The sequence below is a fragment of the [Collinsella] massiliensis genome, assembly GCF_002161605.1.
In the GTDB taxonomy this organism is placed as follows: domain Bacteria; phylum Actinomycetota; class Coriobacteriia; order Coriobacteriales; family Coriobacteriaceae; genus Enorma.
Genome location: NZ_NFIE01000002.1, coordinates 23,376 through 41,553, shown reverse-complemented (window position 1 = coordinate 41,553; position 18,178 = coordinate 23,376). Strand labels below are relative to the sequence as shown.

The following is an 18,178-nucleotide window of genomic DNA, read 5'->3' as shown; positions in this document are numbered from 1 at the left end:
AATATCGAGCCTTACGGCACCGGATCGTATCCACCGTCGTGAAACGGATTGCACCGAACGATGCGCCTCACGGCGAGCCAGCAGCCACGAACGACGCCGTGCTTGCTGATGGCTTCGACCGCATATTGGGAGCACGTCGGCGTATAGATGCACGCCGGTGGGAGCAGCGGGGAGATGAAGCGTTGGTACACGCGGATCGGGGCGATGGCGCACCGGCGCGCGAACGAACCCAACCTACCCATCGCGCCGACCAGCCCGCTTCAGGAGACCCGCGAGCGCCTCGGCGAGCTCCTCGGGTCGCGCATCGCGCGTCTTGGCCGTAGCGAAGAGGATCAGATCCGTCCCGGGTACCGGGAGCGCGCAGGCGCGGGCAGCCTCGCGGAGCTTGCGCTTCGAGCGGTTGCGCACCACAGCGTTACCCAAGCGCTTAGCAGCAGCGAAGGCGACCCGCCCGGAGCCGCCTTCGCATTCGCCATCGCATATAACCATGCGCACCAACGGGTGGTTGACCCGCCGCCCATGCTTGAATACGCGCTCAAAATCCAATCGGGACTTGATGGTCCTCATACGCAGACGCGCGCCGGCAACTAGACGGTGAGACGCTTGCGACCCTTGGCGCGACGACGCGCGAGCACGGCACGACCACCCTTGGTCGCCATGCGGGAGCGGAAACCGTGGGTCTTGGCACGCTTACGCTTGTTGGGCTGGTATGTACGCTTCATTTCTATCCTCCTGTTGCTAACAAGCAAACGTATAAGGCTCGTGAGCTTCAAAATTGTAGGGAACTGGAGGGAGCTATGTCAATAAGCAGGTGAGATATAGTCGAAAACTCACCACACGAGGGAAACGGGCGCACGGCTTATGAACGCCGCAGAGCAAGTTTTCACCGTTTATTTCATTCCATTCCAGACTTTTCAACACGTTACGCACGGGTGTTGATAACTTTTCGTTAGATTTCTCAAGTTTTCAACATCTTTTGAAACCTTGTGGAAAGTTCGAAACGGAGCCGAGTTGCGGTACCATCGACGCGTGGAACTTTCCCACATGATACGCACCACCTATACGCAGCAGGGACGGCTCTTGATGGCGGATGATTTCTACCCCTTTGTCGACTCGGGCGACCCCGCGCCCGACAACAGGCACATCACGGGAGCGGCGGAGGAGGAGCTGCCCGGCGTGCGCGGCGCGGTAGATGCCGAAGCCGCAGCTCAGGCAGAGGGTGTCGAGAGCACCGTGTACGCGACGCGCATCTCTATATATGATGACCTGTTTTCCACGCCCCGCATCCTCGTCATCCAGCCGAGCGACCCGCGCACCTATCTCGAAGAGGTGACGAACACCGTCTACCGCTGCATGAAGGAGCAGGGCGGCTCGCTTCCCCTCATGATCATCCGCGAGCTTGTGGAAAACTTCATCCATGCCCATTTCACCGAACCGATCGTCTCCATCCTCGACGACGGCAACACGATACGCTTCGCCGACCTGGGACCGGGCATCACCGATAAGGAGCGCGCGTTCGAGTTCGGCGTGACCTCGGCCGACCGCTCCATGAAGCGCTACATCCGCGGGACGGGCGCCGGCCTGCCCATGGTGCAGCAGTACCTCGAGCACGCGGGCGGCGCGGTGTCCATCGAGGACAACCTCGGCTGCGGGACGGTCGTCACCGTGAGCGTCGACGCGGCGCGCGTGCGCGAGATCGAATCCCACGCCCGACGCGGCGCGGCGGTGCGCGGGCCGGCGTTCACATCGGAGGAGGCCGCGCTCGCTGCACGCGGGGGCGCGGCGCCGGTCGGAGCGGCGGTGCCGGGGATGACCCCGCAGCAGGCGGCTTTGGGCGCCGTGCCGGGGGCAGCCATGGGCGGCATGCCCGCGCAAGCAGAGGGCGCCGTCCCTGGAGCATATCCGAACACCATGCCCTACCAGCAGGTTCCCGGCTGGTATCCCTGGCAGGGGTACCCGGGTGCAGGGGAGGCACAGGCCGCGGCGGCAGGCGCGTACCCGAGTGTCGCCTTCACGGGCGCCGTGCCGGGGTACGCCCCGGCCTACGCCGGCATGCCCGCGCAGCCCGCCATGCAGGGCGCCCCGACCGCAGCCGGCTGGCCGGCCATGGGCATGACCCCGCAGGCGGTACCCGGCGCGCAGCAGGCTGTCGCGTCCGCGGCACCTGCCAGCGCGCAGCCGTTCGTCGACGAGCGCGGCGCGCAGGCGCTCACCTACATCGCGGACAACGGCCAGGGCGGACCCACGGACCTCGTGAACACCTTCGGCAGCTCGGCGCCCACCTGGTCGCGTGTCCTCGCCCAGTTGAGCTCGCTCGGCCTTGCCGAGAAGCACGGCCGGAAGTACACGCTTTCCGAACGGGGCGCCGCCTGGGTCGCCGACCATCGCGGCAACCCCCGCTAACCCCGCCGATCCGCCGCATGACAGCACGCACAGAGGAGTGACATGGACACCGAGGCGAAAATCATCCTGGACGACACCATCTCGTTCTGCGAGCGCGATGGCCGCGACGCGCGCCTGATCCAGATCCTCAAGCAGTCCCGCCCGCTTGAACTCACCGACACATCGCTCTCCATCGAGGCGCCCACGCGCTTCGCCTACGCCTACCTCATCAAGCAGCGCGACATCGTGGAGCGCTACCTCGAGGACATCGCCTTCATCCCGCTCACGCTCAGCATCACGGTGCCGGCCTCCATCACCGCGCCCACGGAGACCGAGCCGCAGCGCTCGACGGAGCGCGCCGCGAGCGACCATGCGCCCGCGGGCGCCACGCACGCGACGGCTACTGCCCACGAGCCCGCAGCCGAGCCGGCGCCGAGCCCCGCTTCCATCCCCATCCCCGCGCCGAGCTGGGATGGCGCGCCCGCGGGAGGCGAGGAGCGCGTGAAGGTGACGAACATCATCTCGCCCGACGAGCTCCAGCGGCTCACCGCAAGCGTCGGAGGCCACGAGGTCCCCCGGAAGGTGAAGGCCGAGCCCGTGCGCAAGGAGCCCGCGGCGAGCGGGCCCGCCGTGCCCATCAACTCGAAATTCACGTTCGACAACTTCGTCTACGGCGACGAGAACAAGCACGCCTACCAGTCCGCTGTGCGCTTCGCGCTGCTCGCCGACGAGCCCGGCATCTACACGTCGCTCTTCATCTACGGCAAGTCCGGCCTGGGCAAGACGCACCTGCTGCTCGCCATCGAGAACTACCTGAGCGAGCACAGCCCCGGCATCCGCGTGAAGTACGCGAACTCCCAGACCTACGTCGAGGACTACATCAACGAGCTCAGGGTCCAGAAGGCCAACGGCGGGCGCATCCTGCGCGAGTACCACGACGCCGACGTGCTCATCATCGATGATATCCAGAACATCATCGGCAAGACGCAGAGCATCGAGAACTTCTTCTCGCTCATGGACGAGTTCATCCGCAACAACAAGAAGATCGCCATCGCGAGCGACCGCGCGCCCAAGAACCTCGGCATGGACGAGCGTCTCACGAGCCGCTTCAACGCCGGCATGCTCTGCCTGGTGTCGGAGCCCGGCTTCGAGATGAAGTACGAGATCTTGAAGCGCTACTACGAGCACGCGGTGCTGCCCGATGCCGAGGCCCGCGATGCCGCGGCGGGGCTCGACGCCTCGGGTTCCATCCTGAGCGCCCTGCGCACGGGCGGCGGCACGCTCACCGACGCGCAGCTCAGGCACATGGCCGAGGTGTCCGGTACGAACATCCGCGAGCTCGAGAGCTTCTGCGAGCGGTGCGCAGGGGCGTCCTATGAGTGCGAGCAGAAGGGCGAGACCCTCGAGGCCGAGGAGATCGACCGCATCGCCGACGAGTACTTCGACCGCGCGCACAAGCGCATCCAGATCTCCACGGTGCAGGCCGTGGTCGAGGAGTTCTACCACGTGAGCCATGAGGACCTGTGCGGGCAGAAGCGCCGCAAGGACATCACGCAGGCGCGGCACATCGCGATCTACCTCGCCTACGACATGTGCGACATGACGAACGTCGCCATCGGCGCGGAGTTCGACGGGCGCGACCACTCGACCGTGCACTACTCAATCAAGAAGATCGAGAAGCAGCTTGCCCACGACAACGCCCTGTGCAAGGAGCTCCAAGCGCTCCGCAACAAGATCATCCTGGCGTCATAAGCTGCCCGGGCTGAGGGACGTAAAATTACCCCAGGGGTTATTTTACATTGATGCTTTTCGAGGGCTTCCTCGTCCTACAGACAGGCAATGTAAAATAACCCCTGGGGTAATTTTACGTCCCCAACCAACCCATCGGGGCGGGGCGTTGAAAAGCTGTGGGAAAGTATGGGAAAGGGCGTGGGCGCGACGAGGACGCCGAGGGGAAAGCTTCGTGCACACCCGGTTCCCCGACGCCGCCAACCGGTTATCAACGAGCGGCTGTCGAGATATACGAACGCCCTGACCTGATAGAATGGTGGCTCTCAACACCATCAACGGCCTTATTATTACTGTAAGGATATATATATCTAAAGATATAAGAATAAGGAGCGGCCCATGAAGTTCACCGTAAGCCAGGACGCGCTGTCGAACGCGCTCGCCGTCGTGTCGAAGGGCGTCTCCGGAACCTCGACGCTCCCCATCCTCTCCTGCGTGCTCATCAAGGCCGGCGACGGCCTCATCGAGCTCCAGACGTCGAACTACACCACCTCGGTGCGCCACCGCATCGCCGCGCACGTCGAGGAGGAGGGCGAGCTCGTAGTGCCCTGCAAGCTCCTCACGAACATCGCCAAGACCCTGCCCGACGCGCCGGTGCACATCGAATCCGTCGACCGCCAGACGGTCGTGTCGTGCGAGAAGAGCACCTTCACGCTCGCCACGCTCGACCCGCGCGATTTCCCGGAGTTTCCCGCCTACGCCATCGAGGCCGGCGTGGAGCTGCCCACGGGCATCCTCTCCGAGATGGTCGGCCGCGTGTGGCGCGTGACGACGAAGGACACCGCCCGCCCGATCCTCGAGGGCGTGCACACCACGGTGGGGAACAACACGCTCACCCTCGCCGCCACGGACTCCATGCGCCTGGCCATGTGTGACACGAACGTCGAGACCTCCTCGCTCGAGGGCAACTTCGAGCTCAACATCCCCGCGACGGCCCTCAACGACGCGCTCTCCATCATGGCGTCCTCGCCGTCCATCTTCGTGGGCGTCTCGGGCAAGCAGATCGTGTTCGAGGCCGGCAACACCTGCTACGTGGCGAGCCGCCTCGAGGGCGAGTACCCCAACGTCCGCCAGCTCATCCCCCAGGACTGCGTCGTGCGGGCGAAGATCGACGTCGAGGCGTTCTCCGCGGCGTTCAAGCGCGTCGCCGTCATCGCGAAGCCCGACGGCCCGGTGCGCTTCACCATCGACGTCGATGCAGGCACGCTCACGCTCGCGGTCATCTCGGCCGACCAGGGGCGCGCGAGCGAGACCATCGATATCGAGGTGGAGGGCGAGAGCGGCACCATCGCCTTCAAGAACAGCTTCATCCACGATTGCCTCTCCGCGCTCGGGCACCAGGAGAAGGAGATCTCGCTCGAGCTGCAGAGCTACACGAAGATGGGCGTGTTCAAGTCGTACGACAAGGTGAACTACCTCTACCTCATCATGCCGATGTGGGTCTAGCGCATGGCGATCCTCGCGACGAACCTCATCGTCGAGAACTACCGCAACTTCCCCTCGTTCGAGCTTGAGATCGACGAGCGCCTCACCATGCTCGTGGGGCGCAACGCGGTGGGGAAGACGAACCTCGTCGAGGCGCTCCAGCTGCTCACGGCGGGTCGGTCGTTCCGCCGACCGTCGCCCGCCGAGCTCGTGCGCGAGGGCGCCTCGTCGTGCTCGCTTTCGCTCAACCTCACGGGTGAGGGCCGCGTCATCGACCATGCCTGCCGAGTGGCCGAGGGCAAGCGCACGTTTTTGCGGAACGGGAAGCGCTGCCGGGCCGCCGGGATGCGCGGCGTGGTGCCCTCGGTGCTCTTCTGCCCGGACGACCTCGACATGGTGAAGCGCGGGGCGAGCGTGCGACGTGCAGCGCTCGACGGCTTCGGCGTGCAGCTCAACGAGAGCTACGCGCGGCTCGAGGGCGCCTACGAGCGCGTGGTGGAGCAGCGAAACGCCCTACTCAAAGACGGCGCGCTCGCCCGCGACCTCATCGGCGCCTGGGACGAGGCGCTCATCGCGAACGGGGCCGCGCTCACGGTGCACCGCCTTGCGCTCCTTGCGCGCATCCGCGCCTACGTGCGGGAATTCTACGCTGCGCTCGCCGGTGGCGAGGAGGCCGACGTCTCCTACGAGCCCACCTGGGATACGGAAGGCGCGGACGTCATCGCCGAGCTTTCCGCCCCGGCCGAGCGCGCCTCCGCGATCGAGCGGGTGCACGAGCACCTGGCCCGCGCGCTCGCTACGCATGAGGACGAGGAGTTCCGCCGCGGCATCACGCTCGCAGGGCCGCACCGCGACGAGGTGCGGTTCAGCATCGCCGGCCGCGACGTGCGCACCTTCGCCTCGCAGGGGCAGCAGCGCAGCCTCGTGCTCGCGTGGAAGCTCGCTGAGGTGGCGGTGACGCGCGACATCCTGTCCCGCCCGCCGCTGCTGTTGCTCGATGACGTGATGAGCGAGCTCGACGCGGAGCGCCGCGCGGCCTTCATCGCGGGCATCGAGGACGGTGTGCAGACCGTCATCACGACGACGAACCTGGGGTATTTCGATGACGAGGCGCTCGCGCGCTCGAAGGTGGTGACGATCGGCCATGGCCAAGCGTAGAGGTCAGGACCGCGTGGGCACGGCGTCGTTCGCGAGCCTGGTGAGCGCCGAGCGCTCGCGCATCGTCTCCGGCGCGACGCCCGAGCAGCGGGAGCGCATGGCCGCGGCCGAGCGGTCGCGTGCGGTCTACCACGCGTGGAACACGGTGTGCGGCGGCACCCGTGAGGGCGAGCACGTGACGGGCCTGAAGTTCCTCCCCGACACGAACGAGCTCCTCGTCTACCTCGACGGCGCGTCGTGGACGCAGGAGATGACCATGCTGCGCGAGATCATCCGCGCCCGCATGGAGCGCGCGGGCGTGCGCATCGACGGCTTCGTGTTCCGCACCTCGCCGGAGGGGTATCGCGCCAAGCAGGCCCAGAAGCGCGTCGAGCACGTGGGCGCCCCGCGGCAGGCGGCCCCCGTCCCGCACGCGGACCTCACGGCCGCCGAGGAGCGCGCGATCGACGCGGATGTGGCGCCCATCGGCGACGACCATCTCCGCAAAGCCCTCAAATCGGCTATTTCGGCCTCTATGGAGTGGAAAAAGGGTAGGGATGCCAAGAACGGGGCGTAAATCGAATCTGATAGCCTTGTAGAGGTATTCATTGGGGCGTATGAGAGCCCCCACATTCCGCTATCATATATAAGATTGACCCTTGGCTGCGTGCGCGGGCGCACGGATGCGAAAGGAAGAGTACACGTGGCAAAAAAGCAGCAGTATGACGGCAGCGAGATTAAGATTCTCGAAGGCCTCCAGGCGGTGCGCAAGCGCCCCGGCATGTACATTGGCTCGACGAGCTCGAGCGGCTTGCACCACCTCGTGTGGGAGATCGTGGACAACTCCGTCGACGAGGCGATGGCGGGCTTCTGCACCAAGATCGAGGTGACCGTCCACCCGGACAACTCGATCACGGTCGTCGACAACGGCCGCGGCATCCCGGTGGACAAGCATCCCGTGAAGAAGATCCCCACGCTCGAGGTCGTCATGACGATCCTCCACGCGGGCGGCAAGTTCGACAACAACGCCTACAAGGTCTCCGGCGGCCTGCACGGCGTGGGCGTGTCGGTGGTGAACGCACTCTCGAAGAAGATGATCGTGCAGGTCAAGCGCGACGGCAAGATCCACGAGATGCAGTTCAGCCGCGGCGAGACCACCCAGAAGATGAAGACCGTGGGCACGGCGAAGAGCACGGGCACCACCACGACCTTCTGGCCGGACGACGAGATCTTCGAGACGACGGTCTTCGACTACGAGACGCTCCGCAACCGTCTGCAGGAGACGGCCTTCCTGAATAAGAACCTGAAGATCATCCTACGCGACGAGCGTGAGCTCACGCCGCGCGTGGACGAGTTCTGCTACGAGGGCGGCATCATCGACTTCGTGAAGTTCCTGAACGAGGGCAAGGAGATTCCCGACGGCCTCAAGCGCCCCATCTACCTCTCGGGCAAGAGCGAACCCGACGCGCCGCTCGAGAAGACGGGCGAGGTCGAGGTAGCCCTGCAGTGGAACACCTCGTACTCCGAGAACGTCATGAGCTTCGCGAACGACATCTACACCCCCGAGGGCGGCATGCACCTCGAGGGCTTCCGCACGGCGCTCACCCGCGTCATCAACGACTACGCGCGCAAGCAGAACATCCTGAAGGAGAAGGACTCCAACCTCACCGGCGACGACGTGCGCGAGGGCCTCGCCGCGGTCATCTCCGTCAAGCTCTCCGACCCGCAGTTCGAGGGCCAGACGAAGGCTAAGCTCGGCAGCTCGTTCATGCGCACGCTCGTGCTCAAGGTCGTGACCGACGGCCTCACGGACTACCTCGAGGAGCATCCCAAGGCCGCGCGCGAGATCGTGAAGAAGGCGCAGCAGGCATCCAAGGCGCGCACCGCCGCCCGCAAGGCGCGCGAGGCCACGCGCCGCAAGAGCCTGCTCGAGACCGCCAGCCTGCCCGGCAAGCTCGCCGACTGCTCCGTGCGCGACGCCGAGCTCACCGAGCTCTTCATCGTCGAGGGTGACTCCGCAGGCGGCTCGGCCAAGGACGGCCGCCGCCGCGACATCCAGGCGATCCTGCCCCTGCGCGGCAAGATCCTGAACGTCGAGCGCGTGGGCGACCACCGCGCGTTCTCGAGCGACACCATCCAGTCGCTCATCACCGCCATCGGCACCGGCGTGACGTCGAGCTCGGGCGACGGCGGCGACTTCGACATCACGAAGGCGCGCTACCACAAGATCATCATCATGACGGACGCCGACGTCGACGGCGCGCACATCCGCATCCTTTTGCTCACGTTCTTCTACAAGTACATGCGCCCGCTCATCGACGCGGGGTACGTGTACGTGGCGTGCCCGCCCATCTTCGGCGTGAAGGTGCGCAACAAGATCCACTACGTCTACCCCAACGGCCGCCAGCCCGAGGAGGAGATCCTGCGCGAGACCATCGAGCGCCTGGGGCTCAACCCCGACGACGGCGACGAGGCCGAGGGCGGCAAGGTCACCAAGAAGCGCCGCGGCTACACCGTCCAGCGCTACAAGGGTCTGGGCGAGATGGATCCCAAGCAGCTCGCGTCGACCACCATGGATCCCAAGACGCGCATCCTGCAGCGCGTGACCATCGATGACGCCATGGCTGCCGACCGCGCCGTGCGCGAGCTCATGGGCAACCAGGTGGAGTACCGTCGCGAGTACATCGAGAAGCACGCGCACGACGCCCGCTTCCTGGACGCATAGCGAACCCGGTCTGGCGGTCCTGCCGGAGGGGTTGGTTGGGGACGTGTTCCTTTCAACCCATCCCTGGGCATGGTGGCCGCCGGACTCATCCCGTCACGGGATGGGTTGAAAGGAACACGTCCCCAACCAACCCCTGCAAGGAGGTAGTACGTGGCTGAAGATATGAACAACACCCCGGGTGCCGGCGAGGGTTCGGAGGGCTTGCCCGACGACCTGAAGCGCCTGCTCGCCCGTGCCGAAGCCGACGACGAGGGCGCCGACGTCTACGTCGAGGACGAGGACGCCGACGAGGAGGAGGTCGACGACGAGGAGCTCGAGGAGAGCTTCGGCGAGGTCGACCGCGGCGAGGCTGCCGGCGAGGACATCAACGGCGGGTCGCTCCAGATCTCGGAGTTCGGCCGCGAGATGCGCCAGAGCTTCATCGAGTACTCCATGTCCGTCATCACCGCCCGCGCCCTGCCGGACGTCCGCGACGGCCTGAAGCCGGTGCACCGCCGCATCCTCTACGCCATGAACGAGAGCGGCATCTACCCCAACCGCCCGCACAAGAAGTCGGCCTGGACGGTCGGCGAGGTCATCGGCAAGTACCACCCGCACGGCGACTCCGCGGTCTACGACACCATGGTCCGCCTCGCGCAGTGGTTCAGCATGCGCACGCCGCTCATCGACGGCCACGGCAACTTCGGCAACATCGACGGCGACGGCGCCGCGGCCATGCGCTACACCGAGAGCCGCCTCGCGCGCCCGGCCATGGAGCTCCTCCGCGACCTGCAGAAGGACACCGTGGACTGGCAGCCCAACTACGATGAGTCGCTCGCCGAGCCCCAGGTGCTGCCCGCGCGTTTCCCCAACCTGCTCGTGAACGGCTCGTCGGGCATCGCCGTCGGCATGGCCACGAACATCCCGCCGCACAACCTCGGCGAGGCCGTCGAGGCCACGTGCTACCTCATCGACCACCCCGACGCGACGGTCGACGAGCTCATGCAGATCATGCCCGGTCCGGACTTCCCCACGGGCGCGGTCATCATGGGCTCCGATGGCATCCGCCAGGCCTACGAGACCGGCCGCGGCTCCATCACCGTGCGCGCCAAGGCGCATGTGGAGTCCACCAAGACCGGCCGCAACCGCCTCGTCTTCACCGAGATTCCCTACCAGGTGAACAAGGGCACGCTCCAGGAGAAGATCGCCCAGCTCGTGAACGAGAAGCGCATCGAGGGCATCGCCGACATGCGCGACGAGTCCACGCGGAAGGGCATCCGCCTCGTCATCGAGCTCAAGAAGGGCGTCATCCCGCAGGTCGTCCTCAACAACCTCTACAAGTTCACCTCGCTGCAGACCACCTTCGGCGTGAACAACCTCGCGCTCGTGGGCGGCGTGCCCAAGTGCCTCTCGCTCACCGAGATGCTCCGCCACTACATCGACCACCAGGTCGACGTCGTGACCCGCCGCACGCGCTTCGACCTCAAGAAGGCGCAGGCGCGCGCCCACATCCTCGAGGGCTACCTGCTCGCCCTCGACCATATCGACGAGGTCATCCACATCATTCGTTCCTCGCAGACCGACGCCGAGGCCAGCCAGCGCCTGATCGAGCGCTTCGGCTTCACGCCCGAGCAGACGAACGCCATTCTCGAGATGAAGCTCCGCCGCCTCACCGGCCTCGAGCGCGACAAGATCGAGGAGGAGCTCGCGGGCCTGCGCCGCGCCATCGCCTACTACGAGGACCTGCTCGCGCACGAGGAGAAGATCCTCGGCGTCATCAAGGACGAGATGCGCGAGATCTCGAAGAAGTACGCCGACAAGCGCCGCACCGAGATTGCTGCCGCCGAGCGCGACCTCGACGTCGAGGACCTCATCGCCGACGAGGACATGGTCGTCACCATCACCCACACCGGCTACGTCAAGCGCATCCCCGTGGCCGCGTACCGCTCGCAGAAGCGCGGCGGCAAGGGCGTCTCGGGCGTGAGCCTCAAAGAGGACGACGTCATCTCCGAGATGTTCATCGCGAGCACCCATGAGTACGTGCTCTTCTTCACGAACCGCGGCAAGGTGTACCGCCTGAAGGTGCACGAGCTGCCCATCGGCACGCGTCAGGCGCGCGGCACGGCCATCGTGAACCTCCTGCCCTTCGAGGAGGGCGAGAAGATCGCGAGCGTCATCTCCTGCCGCGAGTTCCCGGACGACGAGTACCTGCTGTTCGCCACGAAGAGCGGCATGGTGAAGAAGACCGTGATGAGCGCCTACGACCGCAGCCGCCGCGACGGCATCATCGCCATCAACCTCAAGGCGGGCGACGCCCTGCTCGACGTGCGCCGCGTGCGCGAGGGCGACCGCGTCATCATGGCCACGACGGCCGGCAAGGCCATCGTGTTCGAGGAGGAGCAGGTGCGCGCGACCGGCCGCGATACGAGCGGCGTGCGCGGCATCACCCTCAAGGACGACGCCGAGGTCCTGGGCATGGAGATCTCGAACGGCAAGGGCGACCTCTTCGTCATCACCGAGCGCGGCTACGGCAAGCGCACGCCGGTGGCGGACTACCCGCTGCAGAACCGCGGCGGACAGGGCGTCTACACCATCCAGATGACGCCGCGCAAGGGCAAGCTCGCCGCCATGAAGACGGTGGGCCCGCAGCACGAGCTCTTCATCATCACGGAGGGCGCGACGGTCATCCGCGTCAAGACGAGCGAGATCTCGCAGACCGGCCGCGCGACCCAGGGCGTGAAGATGATGAACGTCGCGGACGGCGACCGCGTGACCGCCGTGGCGCGCATGACGAGCGCGAAGAAGAAGCCGAAGGCCCCGGCCGACGAGCACCAGGGCACGCTTCCGCTCGGGGACATCGCGAACAACGAGGACGAGCGCGTGGACATCGGCGCATCCGATGAGGCGCTCGAGGACCTGATGGACGAGTAACCATTACGAAGCGAGGGGGCTTTCGAGCCCCCTCGTTGCGTATGCGCCCCTTTGCTGCGCGGCGATAAAATGGTGTCAGTCGCCTTTTTATCACCGCGCGCAGAGCGCCGTTAGATGAACGGCCGGCGGTCGAGGACGAGCTTGAGCGGCTTGTCGCTCGCGAGGTAGCCCGGCAGCGCCGCCTGTAGCTCGGCGAGCGCGCAGATGCAGCCGAACAGCGTGTGCAGGTCGTTGAAGTTCTCGTGCGTCGCGGGGTCGAGCTCAAGCAGGAAGCCCACGTACTCGTCCGCGAACGCGCGCAGGGCCTCCTTCGTCTCCGCGAAGTGCGTGCCCGTCTGGCGCTGCGCGCGGTTCAGGGTGTAGACCCAATCGACCTCGGCGAAGGTGACTGCGTGCCCCAAGGTGGGCCAGCGGTGGTTCGCGTAGATGTCCAGGCAGGTCTCGACTACCTTCTCGGGGTAGTGCAGCGGCCGGTGGGCGTACTCATGGTTGAACAGGTAGTGGAACGATGCCGCGAGGTGCGGGAAGACCGTCGGCTCGGCGAGCGTGCCCGAGAACGAGTCGCCCTGGCACGTGGGGACGACGTGCCCCTTGCGCCAGAAGCCGGTCGCGGGGTCGGCTTCCTCGTAGAGCCACGCGAAGTACCAATCCTGCCACGCGCGCGGCGCCTCGCCCGCAAGCACGAGCGCGGCGTAGATGCCGGCTCCTTGGTGCGAGGCGATCCACGGGTCGTCCTGCCAGTGCAGGCCGTCGAGGAAGCGGTAGAGCTCGTCCCGGTCGAGGTAGTGGTGCAGAGCGGTCAGGGGGTGGCGCGGCCGCGCGTCGAAGAGCTCGAGCGCCGCGATGCAATGCGCCGTGGTGTGATAGGGGTGGTGCGTCGCCTCGGTGAAGAGGCCGGTTGCGGGATCCTGGAAGCCCTGGAGCGTGTCGATCCACGCCTGGCGCTCGCGCGGATCGGAGGGGAACGCGCCCACCATGTAGAGGATGTTCGCGGCGTCCGCGCAGCCGTATTCGTTGAGGCCGAGCTCGCGCCCGCCTGCCGCATCCTGCCAGATCCAGCGCGCGTAGGCGCCCGTCCGGTCGAGGCGGTGCGTCTCGAGCACCTGCAGGGCGCGATCGATGATGGGTCGGATGTCGTGCACGGTTTCCTCCGCTCCCGATATAAAACGAGGGTGCCGCGGGATCGCGACACCCTCATCATCATAGCGATTGCGGCGGGCTTAGAAATCGTCGGGGGAGAGCGTCTGGACGAACTTGTCGAACTGCTCGAGCTCGTCCTCGTCGGCTTCCTCGCGCTTTCGGGCGGACACGGTGCCCACGCGGTTCATGACGTCGTCCTCGATGTAGATGGGGGCGTTGGCGCGCACGGCGAGGGCGAGCGCGTCGCTCGGGCGCGCATCCACGGACACCTCGCTCAAGCCGCCGTCCGCCTCGTGCACGAGCACGACGTTCGAGAAGAAGACCGGGGCGTCGTAGCGGTTGATCTCGACGCGCTCGATCTTGACGTCGAGCTTCGAGAGCACGTTGAGGAAGAGCTCGTGCGTGATGGGCCGCGGCAGCTCCGTGCCGTCGATGCCCTGGCTGATCGACGCCGCCTCGAAGGCGCCCGTCTGGATGGAGAGCGTGCGGAGCGGCGCCTCCGTGGCGCTGGCACCCGAGCGCTCGCGCAGCACGATGAGGGAGGGGCCGCCACCGGAAGCCATGATGATGGTCTCGATGTCCGCTCGAATCATGATGGCACCTCCTGATGGTCGATGGGTATCGGTTGCCGGCCAGACGTTGGAGTCTAGCGTACTTCGGCTAGTATTACTACCCAAAAGGCCCGCGCGTAACCGCATTGATGGCATAATCGCATGGAGGGTACCGTGCGGGCTTGGACCGCGGAGAGGGAGGAACGCAATGGCAGACCAGCAGGAGACGCCGCTCGTCGGCATCATCATGGGCTCGAAGTCGGACATGCCGACCATGGAGGGCTGCACGGCCGAGCTCGAGGCGCTCGGGGTTCCGTACGAGCTCGTCATCGCGAGCGCGCACCGCACGCCCGACAAGGTGCACGAGTGGGCGGAGACCGCTGCCGACCGGGGACTTCGCGTCATCATCGCGGCGGCGGGCAAGGCGGCGCACCTGGGCGGCGTCGTCGCAGCGTTCACCCCGCTGCCCGTCATCGGCGTGCCCATGAAGACGAGTGATCTGGGCGGCCTCGACTCGCTGCTCTCCATGGTGCAGATGCCCTCCGGCGTGCCCGTGGCGTGCGTGGCCATCAACGGCGCCAAGAACGCGGCCATCTACGCCACGCAGATCCTCGGTGCGACGATGCCCGAGTACCGCGAGGTCATCGCGAAGATGAAGCAGGAGATGGCCGAGGCGTAGGGGCGCGGTTCGTTCCGCTATCGCATCGTTAATGAAACAAGGCTCCCATCGCTGGGAGCCTTTTCATTACCTGGAGCGGGCAACGGGACTCGAACCCGCGGATGTCAGCTTGGGAAGCTGATGCCTTACCACTTGGCGATGCCCGCGTATGTCGCGCCGGGCAAACCGGCGTAGGGGACAGTATACCGCGTCGGTTTTCGGCGGACAAGTCGCGTCGTCGGCTGCCCGCGCGAGGTGATAAAAAGGTGTCAGTCACCTTTTTATCATCTTGTATGCGAACGCATACATTAGAAGCATGTATCAACTAATTTATGCGTACGAATAAAAATGAGCTATACTTGCAATGATATATGCGAACGCATATCTGGGAGGCGCCTATGGTCATCACCGATATGTCCGAGCTCGGGTCACTCATCAGGACGGCGCGCCGCGAACAAGGACTGACCCAGACAGAGCTCGCCGGCCTCGCGGGCGTCGGCGTCACGTTCGTCTCCCAACTTGAGAACGGCAAGCAAAGCGCCGAGGCGGGCAAAGTCATTGATGTGCTCCTGACACTGGGCATCGACCTCATCGCGGAACGGAGGGCGTGATGAAGGACATCCTCATCGCCCGCCTCGCGCTTGACCAGATGGTGCCTGTTGGGCGCATCTCCCAAGATGGGTCACGCTTTACATACGACTCCGCATATCTGGCGCGAGGAGATGCCATACCTCTTTCGCTTTCCATTCCTCTTCGCGATGAGGCTTTCGACGCCCCCTCGTTTAGGCCGTATTTCGAGGGGTTGCTCGCCGAGGGCATGGCGCGCCAAGAGCTTGCGGCAGAGCTTCAGATATCGGAGGACGACTACCTCGGCATTTTGGTGAGCTGTGGACGGGAGTGCATCGGGGATGTGGTGGCCTATCATGTCGACGATGCACCAAACACTCGCTACTCAGGATATGATCCCATTTCGTACGAGGAACTATGCTCCATGTTTCGCAGTCGTTCGGAGTTGGCTGCCGAGAATGCGGCATCACGCCTATCGCTCGCGGGGACGCAGAACAAAATCGGCCTCGCCCTTCCCCCACAAGGGGACTGGGCGCACGGTTGGCTACGTCCTCGAGGATTCGCTGCCACCACCCATATCCTCAAGACCAGCTATCTTCGGGATCTGCCTGAAATCGAGTACCTCTGTATGCAAGCTGCCCGCGCCTGCGGCGTTACGGTTCCCGATTGCCAACTGCTCGATTTGGCGCAACCGGTGCTCGCCGTCTCACGCTTTGATCGCACGGCGGAAGTCCGGGATGGTTTGTTGAGGGTCATTCGGTTCCATCAAGAGGATCTTGCCCAGGCGCTTGGATGCACTCCCGGTTCGAAGTATGCCGAGCTACCAGGGGGTACCGTACGGTCTATCGCTCGTCTCATCCGGCGTCGGAGCACACGTCCCGCGCACGACATCAGACAGGTTGCCGCTACCATTCTGTACTCATATGTCATCGGCAACTGTGACGCTCATTTGAAGAACTATTCGATTCGGCTGAGCCCGGCGCGCCCCGGTCGACCAGCATCGTTCATGTTGATGCCCGCGTATGATTTGGTTTCAACCACATATTTCCCCAGGTTCAGCAGAGATATGGCGATGGAGGTCGGGGGAGTGCGCGATATTGATCAAGTGACACCGGATGCGCTTGCCATGCTTGCCGACGATCTGGGCGTCTCCTCCGCTGTGCTCAAACGTTTGGCGAAGTCGATTGTCACGAACATCGAAGCGACAATTCGTGATGCAGGCGATGGCGCTTTCGGAGCAACGCTTGCATCGACTCCGTATATCGCGATCGATCTGATCGAGGACATAGAGCCGCGCCTCGGGGTTCTTGCGGCGTTCTGCGATGCCGCTCGGTGATAAAAAGGTGACTGACACCTGTTTATCACCCAGGTGACGGGCACCGACGCATCGCCAACGCCCGCCGCAGCTGAAATACCCCATTCTTGCGAAGGACATGGGCAGCGTGCACGCATGCGGTAGAATCGGGTAGGAAGCGCATAGGCCGCGCCCTGCGCGCGGGGAACGAAGGAGCTCGCATGATCGATCGCTACACCCGTCCCGAGATGGGCCACATCTTCTCGCTCGAGAACAAGTACGCCATCTGGCAGGAAATCGAGGTGCTCGCCTGCGAGGCGCACGCGGAGATGGGTGTGATCGGCATCACGAAGGAGGAGGCCGCGTGGATCCGCGAGCATGCCGCCTTCAACAAGGATGAGGTCGATGCCATCGAGGCCGTCACCAACCACGACGTCATCGCCTTCCTCACCAACATGGGCGAGTACATCGACCGCGACGTCCCGGAGGGCCAGCCCAAGCCGTCGCGCTGGGTGCACTTCGGCATGACCTCCTCCGACCTCGGCGACACCGCCCTGTGCTACCAGCTCGTTCAGGCCACGGACATCCTCATCGAGGACTGCCGCAAGCTCGGCGAGATCTGCCTGCGCCGTGCCTTCGAGGAGCGCGACACCCTGTGCGTCGGCCGCACGCACGGCATCCACGCCGAGCCCATGACCTTCGGCATGAAGTTCGGCAGCTGGGCGTGGGAGCTCAAGCGCGATTACGACCGTCTCAAGGACGCCCGCGCCAACGTCGCCTTCGGCGCCATCTCCGGCGCGGTGGGCACGTATTCCTCCATCGACCCCTTCGTCGAGGAGTACGTCTGCGAGCACCTGGGGCTCGTGCACGACCCGCTCTCCACGCAGGTCATCTCGCGCGATCACCATGCCTACCTCGCCGGCGTGCTCGCCACCACGGCGGCCACCTGCGAGCGCATCGCCACCGAGATCCGCAACCTCCAGAAGACCGACACCCTCGAGGCCGAGGAGCCGTTCAAGAAGGGGCAGAAGGGCAGCTCGGCCATGCCGCACAAGCGCAACCCCATCACCATGGAGAAGGTCTGCGGCCTCTCCCGCGTGGTGAAGGCCAACGCCCAGGTCGCCTTCGACAACGTGGCGCTGTGGCACGAGCGCGACATCTCCCACAGCTCCGCCGAGCGCGTGGCGCAGGCCGATAGCTTCATCGCGCTCGACCACATGTTCCAGTGCCTCATCCGCGTGGTGGACGGCCTCATCCTCTACCCGGAGCAGATGAAGGCGAACCTCAACAAGACGCGCGGCCTCATCTTCTCCTCCAAGGTGCTGCTCGCCCTCGTGGAGACGGGCATCACGCGCGAGGAGGCGTACGCGATCGTGCAGGAGAACGCCATGGCCACGTGGCGCGAGGTTCAGCAGTGCGTGGCGGGCACGACGTTCCGCGAGAAGCTCGAGGCGGACCCGCGCTGCACCGTGAGCTCCGAGGAGCTCGACCGCATCTTCGACCCGTGGAGTTTCCTCACGCGCGTCGACGTGGTGTTCGACCGCCTGCAGCAGCTGAGCCTCGACTAACCCGGGGAGGGGGCGTTCCCGACCCGCCCTGCG

At 65.3% G+C, this 18,178-nt stretch carries 16 protein-coding genes and 1 tRNA gene; 11 read left to right on the top strand and 6 right to left on the bottom strand.

The features are described 5' to 3' along the window. Positions 1-11 precede the first annotated feature (11 nt). From yidD to rpmH, 3 genes are read right to left on the bottom strand one after another with little or no spacing between them, the layout of a single operon-like run. On the bottom strand, positions 12-242 hold the full coding sequence (yidD, locus tag B5G02_RS01085; protein WP_071784279.1) for a membrane protein insertion efficiency factor YidD: 231 nt from the start codon (positions 240-242) through the stop codon (positions 12-14). Further along, on the bottom strand, positions 235-567 hold the full coding sequence (rnpA, locus tag B5G02_RS01080; RefSeq protein ID WP_094334841.1) for a ribonuclease P protein component: 333 nt from the start codon (positions 565-567) through the stop codon (positions 235-237). Before rnpA ends, yidD begins: the two co-directional genes overlap by 8 nt. Before the next feature lie 20 nt (positions 568-587). Further along, positions 588-722, bottom strand: a complete 135-nt coding sequence (rpmH, locus tag B5G02_RS01075; protein ID WP_019240115.1) for a 50S ribosomal protein L34 — start codon at positions 720-722, stop codon at positions 588-590. A 322-nt stretch (positions 723-1,044) separates the two neighbouring features. Here rpmH and B5G02_RS01070 point away from each other — a divergent pair, with 322 nt between their 5' ends. The 7 genes from B5G02_RS01070 to gyrA all read left to right on the top strand — a co-directional run bounded on the left by B5G02_RS01070 (position 1,045) and on the right by gyrA (position 12,367). Continuing rightward, complete coding sequence (locus B5G02_RS01070; protein ID WP_019240114.1) at positions 1,045-2,403, top strand: ATP-binding protein; 1,359 nt, start codon at positions 1,045-1,047, stop codon at positions 2,401-2,403. Positions 2,404-2,445: 42 nt separating this feature from the next. Continuing rightward, positions 2,446-4,134, top strand: a complete 1,689-nt coding sequence (locus B5G02_RS01065) for a DnaA ATPase domain-containing protein (protein WP_094334840.1) — start codon at positions 2,446-2,448, stop codon at positions 4,132-4,134. A gap of 375 nt (positions 4,135-4,509) precedes the next feature. Continuing rightward, on the top strand, positions 4,510-5,616 hold the full coding sequence (dnaN, locus tag B5G02_RS01060) for a DNA polymerase III subunit beta (protein ID WP_019240112.1): 1,107 nt from the start codon (positions 4,510-4,512) through the stop codon (positions 5,614-5,616). A gap of 3 nt (positions 5,617-5,619) precedes the next feature. Next, positions 5,620-6,753 (top strand): DNA replication/repair protein RecF, encoded by a 1,134-nt coding sequence (gene recF / locus B5G02_RS01055; protein ID WP_094334839.1) that lies wholly within the window; start codon positions 5,620-5,622, stop codon positions 6,751-6,753. Beyond that, positions 6,740-7,309: a DciA family protein gene (locus B5G02_RS01050; protein WP_094334838.1), complete on the top strand. Its 570-nt coding sequence runs from the start codon at positions 6,740-6,742 to the stop codon at positions 7,307-7,309. The genes recF and B5G02_RS01050 overlap by 14 nt, the downstream gene beginning before the upstream one ends. Positions 7,310-7,435: 126 nt before the next feature. Then, a complete protein-coding gene (gyrB, locus tag B5G02_RS01045; RefSeq protein ID WP_094334837.1) occupies positions 7,436-9,457 on the top strand; it encodes a DNA topoisomerase (ATP-hydrolyzing) subunit B in 2,022 nt (673 codons plus the stop codon). Between the two features lie 162 nt (positions 9,458-9,619). Continuing rightward, complete coding sequence (gyrA, locus tag B5G02_RS01040) at positions 9,620-12,367, top strand: DNA gyrase subunit A (RefSeq protein WP_094334836.1); 2,748 nt, start codon at positions 9,620-9,622, stop codon at positions 12,365-12,367. 110 nt (positions 12,368-12,477) lie between these two features. On the opposite strand, the gene B5G02_RS01035 is transcribed toward gyrA, so the two are convergent. Further along, a complete protein-coding gene (locus B5G02_RS01035; protein ID WP_094334835.1) occupies positions 12,478-13,509 on the bottom strand; it encodes a hypothetical protein in 1,032 nt (343 codons plus the stop codon). A gap of 78 nt (positions 13,510-13,587) precedes the next feature. After that, complete coding sequence (locus B5G02_RS01030; protein ID WP_094334834.1) at positions 13,588-14,100, bottom strand: bifunctional nuclease family protein; 513 nt, start codon at positions 14,098-14,100, stop codon at positions 13,588-13,590. 166 nt (positions 14,101-14,266) lie between these two features. Here B5G02_RS01030 and purE point away from each other — a divergent pair, with 166 nt between their 5' ends. Then, positions 14,267-14,737, top strand: a complete 471-nt coding sequence (gene purE, locus B5G02_RS01025) for a 5-(carboxyamino)imidazole ribonucleotide mutase (RefSeq protein ID WP_094334833.1) — start codon at positions 14,267-14,269, stop codon at positions 14,735-14,737. Positions 14,738-14,808: 71 nt separating this feature from the next. Here purE and B5G02_RS01020 read toward each other — a convergent pair. Beyond that, positions 14,809-14,883, bottom strand: a tRNA-Gly gene (locus B5G02_RS01020). A gap of 231 nt (positions 14,884-15,114) precedes the next feature. On the opposite strand from B5G02_RS01020, the gene B5G02_RS01015 reads away from it, so the two are divergent. The 3 genes from B5G02_RS01015 (at position 15,115) to purB (ending at position 18,145) form a co-directional block, all read left to right on the top strand. After that, the gene (locus tag B5G02_RS01015; RefSeq protein WP_094334832.1) at positions 15,115-15,327 is read left to right on the top strand and encodes a type II toxin-antitoxin system Y4mF family antitoxin; all 213 of its coding nucleotides are present in this window, start codon (positions 15,115-15,117) and stop codon (positions 15,325-15,327) included. After that, on the top strand, positions 15,327-16,619 hold the full coding sequence (locus B5G02_RS01010; RefSeq protein WP_094334831.1) for a HipA domain-containing protein: 1,293 nt from the start codon (positions 15,327-15,329) through the stop codon (positions 16,617-16,619). The genes B5G02_RS01015 and B5G02_RS01010 overlap by 1 nt, the downstream gene beginning before the upstream one ends. Positions 16,620-16,798: 179 nt before the next feature. Next, positions 16,799-18,145, top strand: coding sequence for an adenylosuccinate lyase (gene purB / locus B5G02_RS01005; protein ID WP_094334830.1), 1,347 nt, complete (start codon positions 16,799-16,801; stop codon positions 18,143-18,145). Positions 18,146-18,178: the final 33 nt, after the last annotated feature.

What these genes read in the sequence shown, in the direction of transcription:
- rpmH (WP_019240115.1), bottom strand. Translation starts at nt 722, where the DNA reads ATGAAGCGTACATACCAGCCCAACAAGCGTAAGCGTGCCAAGACCCAC.
- purB (WP_094334830.1), top strand. Translation starts at nt 16,799, where the DNA reads ATGATCGATCGCTACACCCGTCCCGAGATGGGCCACATCTTCTCGCTC.
- B5G02_RS01015 (WP_094334832.1), top strand. Translation starts at nt 15,115, where the DNA reads ATGGTCATCACCGATATGTCCGAGCTCGGGTCACTCATCAGGACGGCG.
- B5G02_RS01010 (WP_094334831.1), top strand. Translation starts at nt 15,327, where the DNA reads ATGAAGGACATCCTCATCGCCCGCCTCGCGCTTGACCAGATGGTGCCT.
- B5G02_RS01030 (WP_094334834.1), bottom strand. Translation starts at nt 14,100, where the DNA reads ATGATTCGAGCGGACATCGAGACCATCATCATGGCTTCCGGTGGCGGC.
- B5G02_RS01070 (WP_019240114.1), top strand. Translation starts at nt 1,045, where the DNA reads ATGATACGCACCACCTATACGCAGCAGGGACGGCTCTTGATGGCGGAT.
- recF (WP_094334839.1), top strand. Translation starts at nt 5,620, where the DNA reads ATGGCGATCCTCGCGACGAACCTCATCGTCGAGAACTACCGCAACTTC.
- dnaN (WP_019240112.1), top strand. Translation starts at nt 4,510, where the DNA reads ATGAAGTTCACCGTAAGCCAGGACGCGCTGTCGAACGCGCTCGCCGTC.
- B5G02_RS01065 (WP_094334840.1), top strand. Translation starts at nt 2,446, where the DNA reads ATGGACACCGAGGCGAAAATCATCCTGGACGACACCATCTCGTTCTGC.
- B5G02_RS01050 (WP_094334838.1), top strand. Translation starts at nt 6,740, where the DNA reads ATGGCCAAGCGTAGAGGTCAGGACCGCGTGGGCACGGCGTCGTTCGCG.
- yidD (WP_071784279.1), bottom strand. Translation starts at nt 242, where the DNA reads ATGGGTAGGTTGGGTTCGTTCGCGCGCCGGTGCGCCATCGCCCCGATC.
- purE (WP_094334833.1), top strand. Translation starts at nt 14,267, where the DNA reads ATGGCAGACCAGCAGGAGACGCCGCTCGTCGGCATCATCATGGGCTCG.
- rnpA (WP_094334841.1), bottom strand. Translation starts at nt 567, where the DNA reads ATGAGGACCATCAAGTCCCGATTGGATTTTGAGCGCGTATTCAAGCAT.
- gyrA (WP_094334836.1), top strand. Translation starts at nt 9,620, where the DNA reads ATGAACAACACCCCGGGTGCCGGCGAGGGTTCGGAGGGCTTGCCCGAC.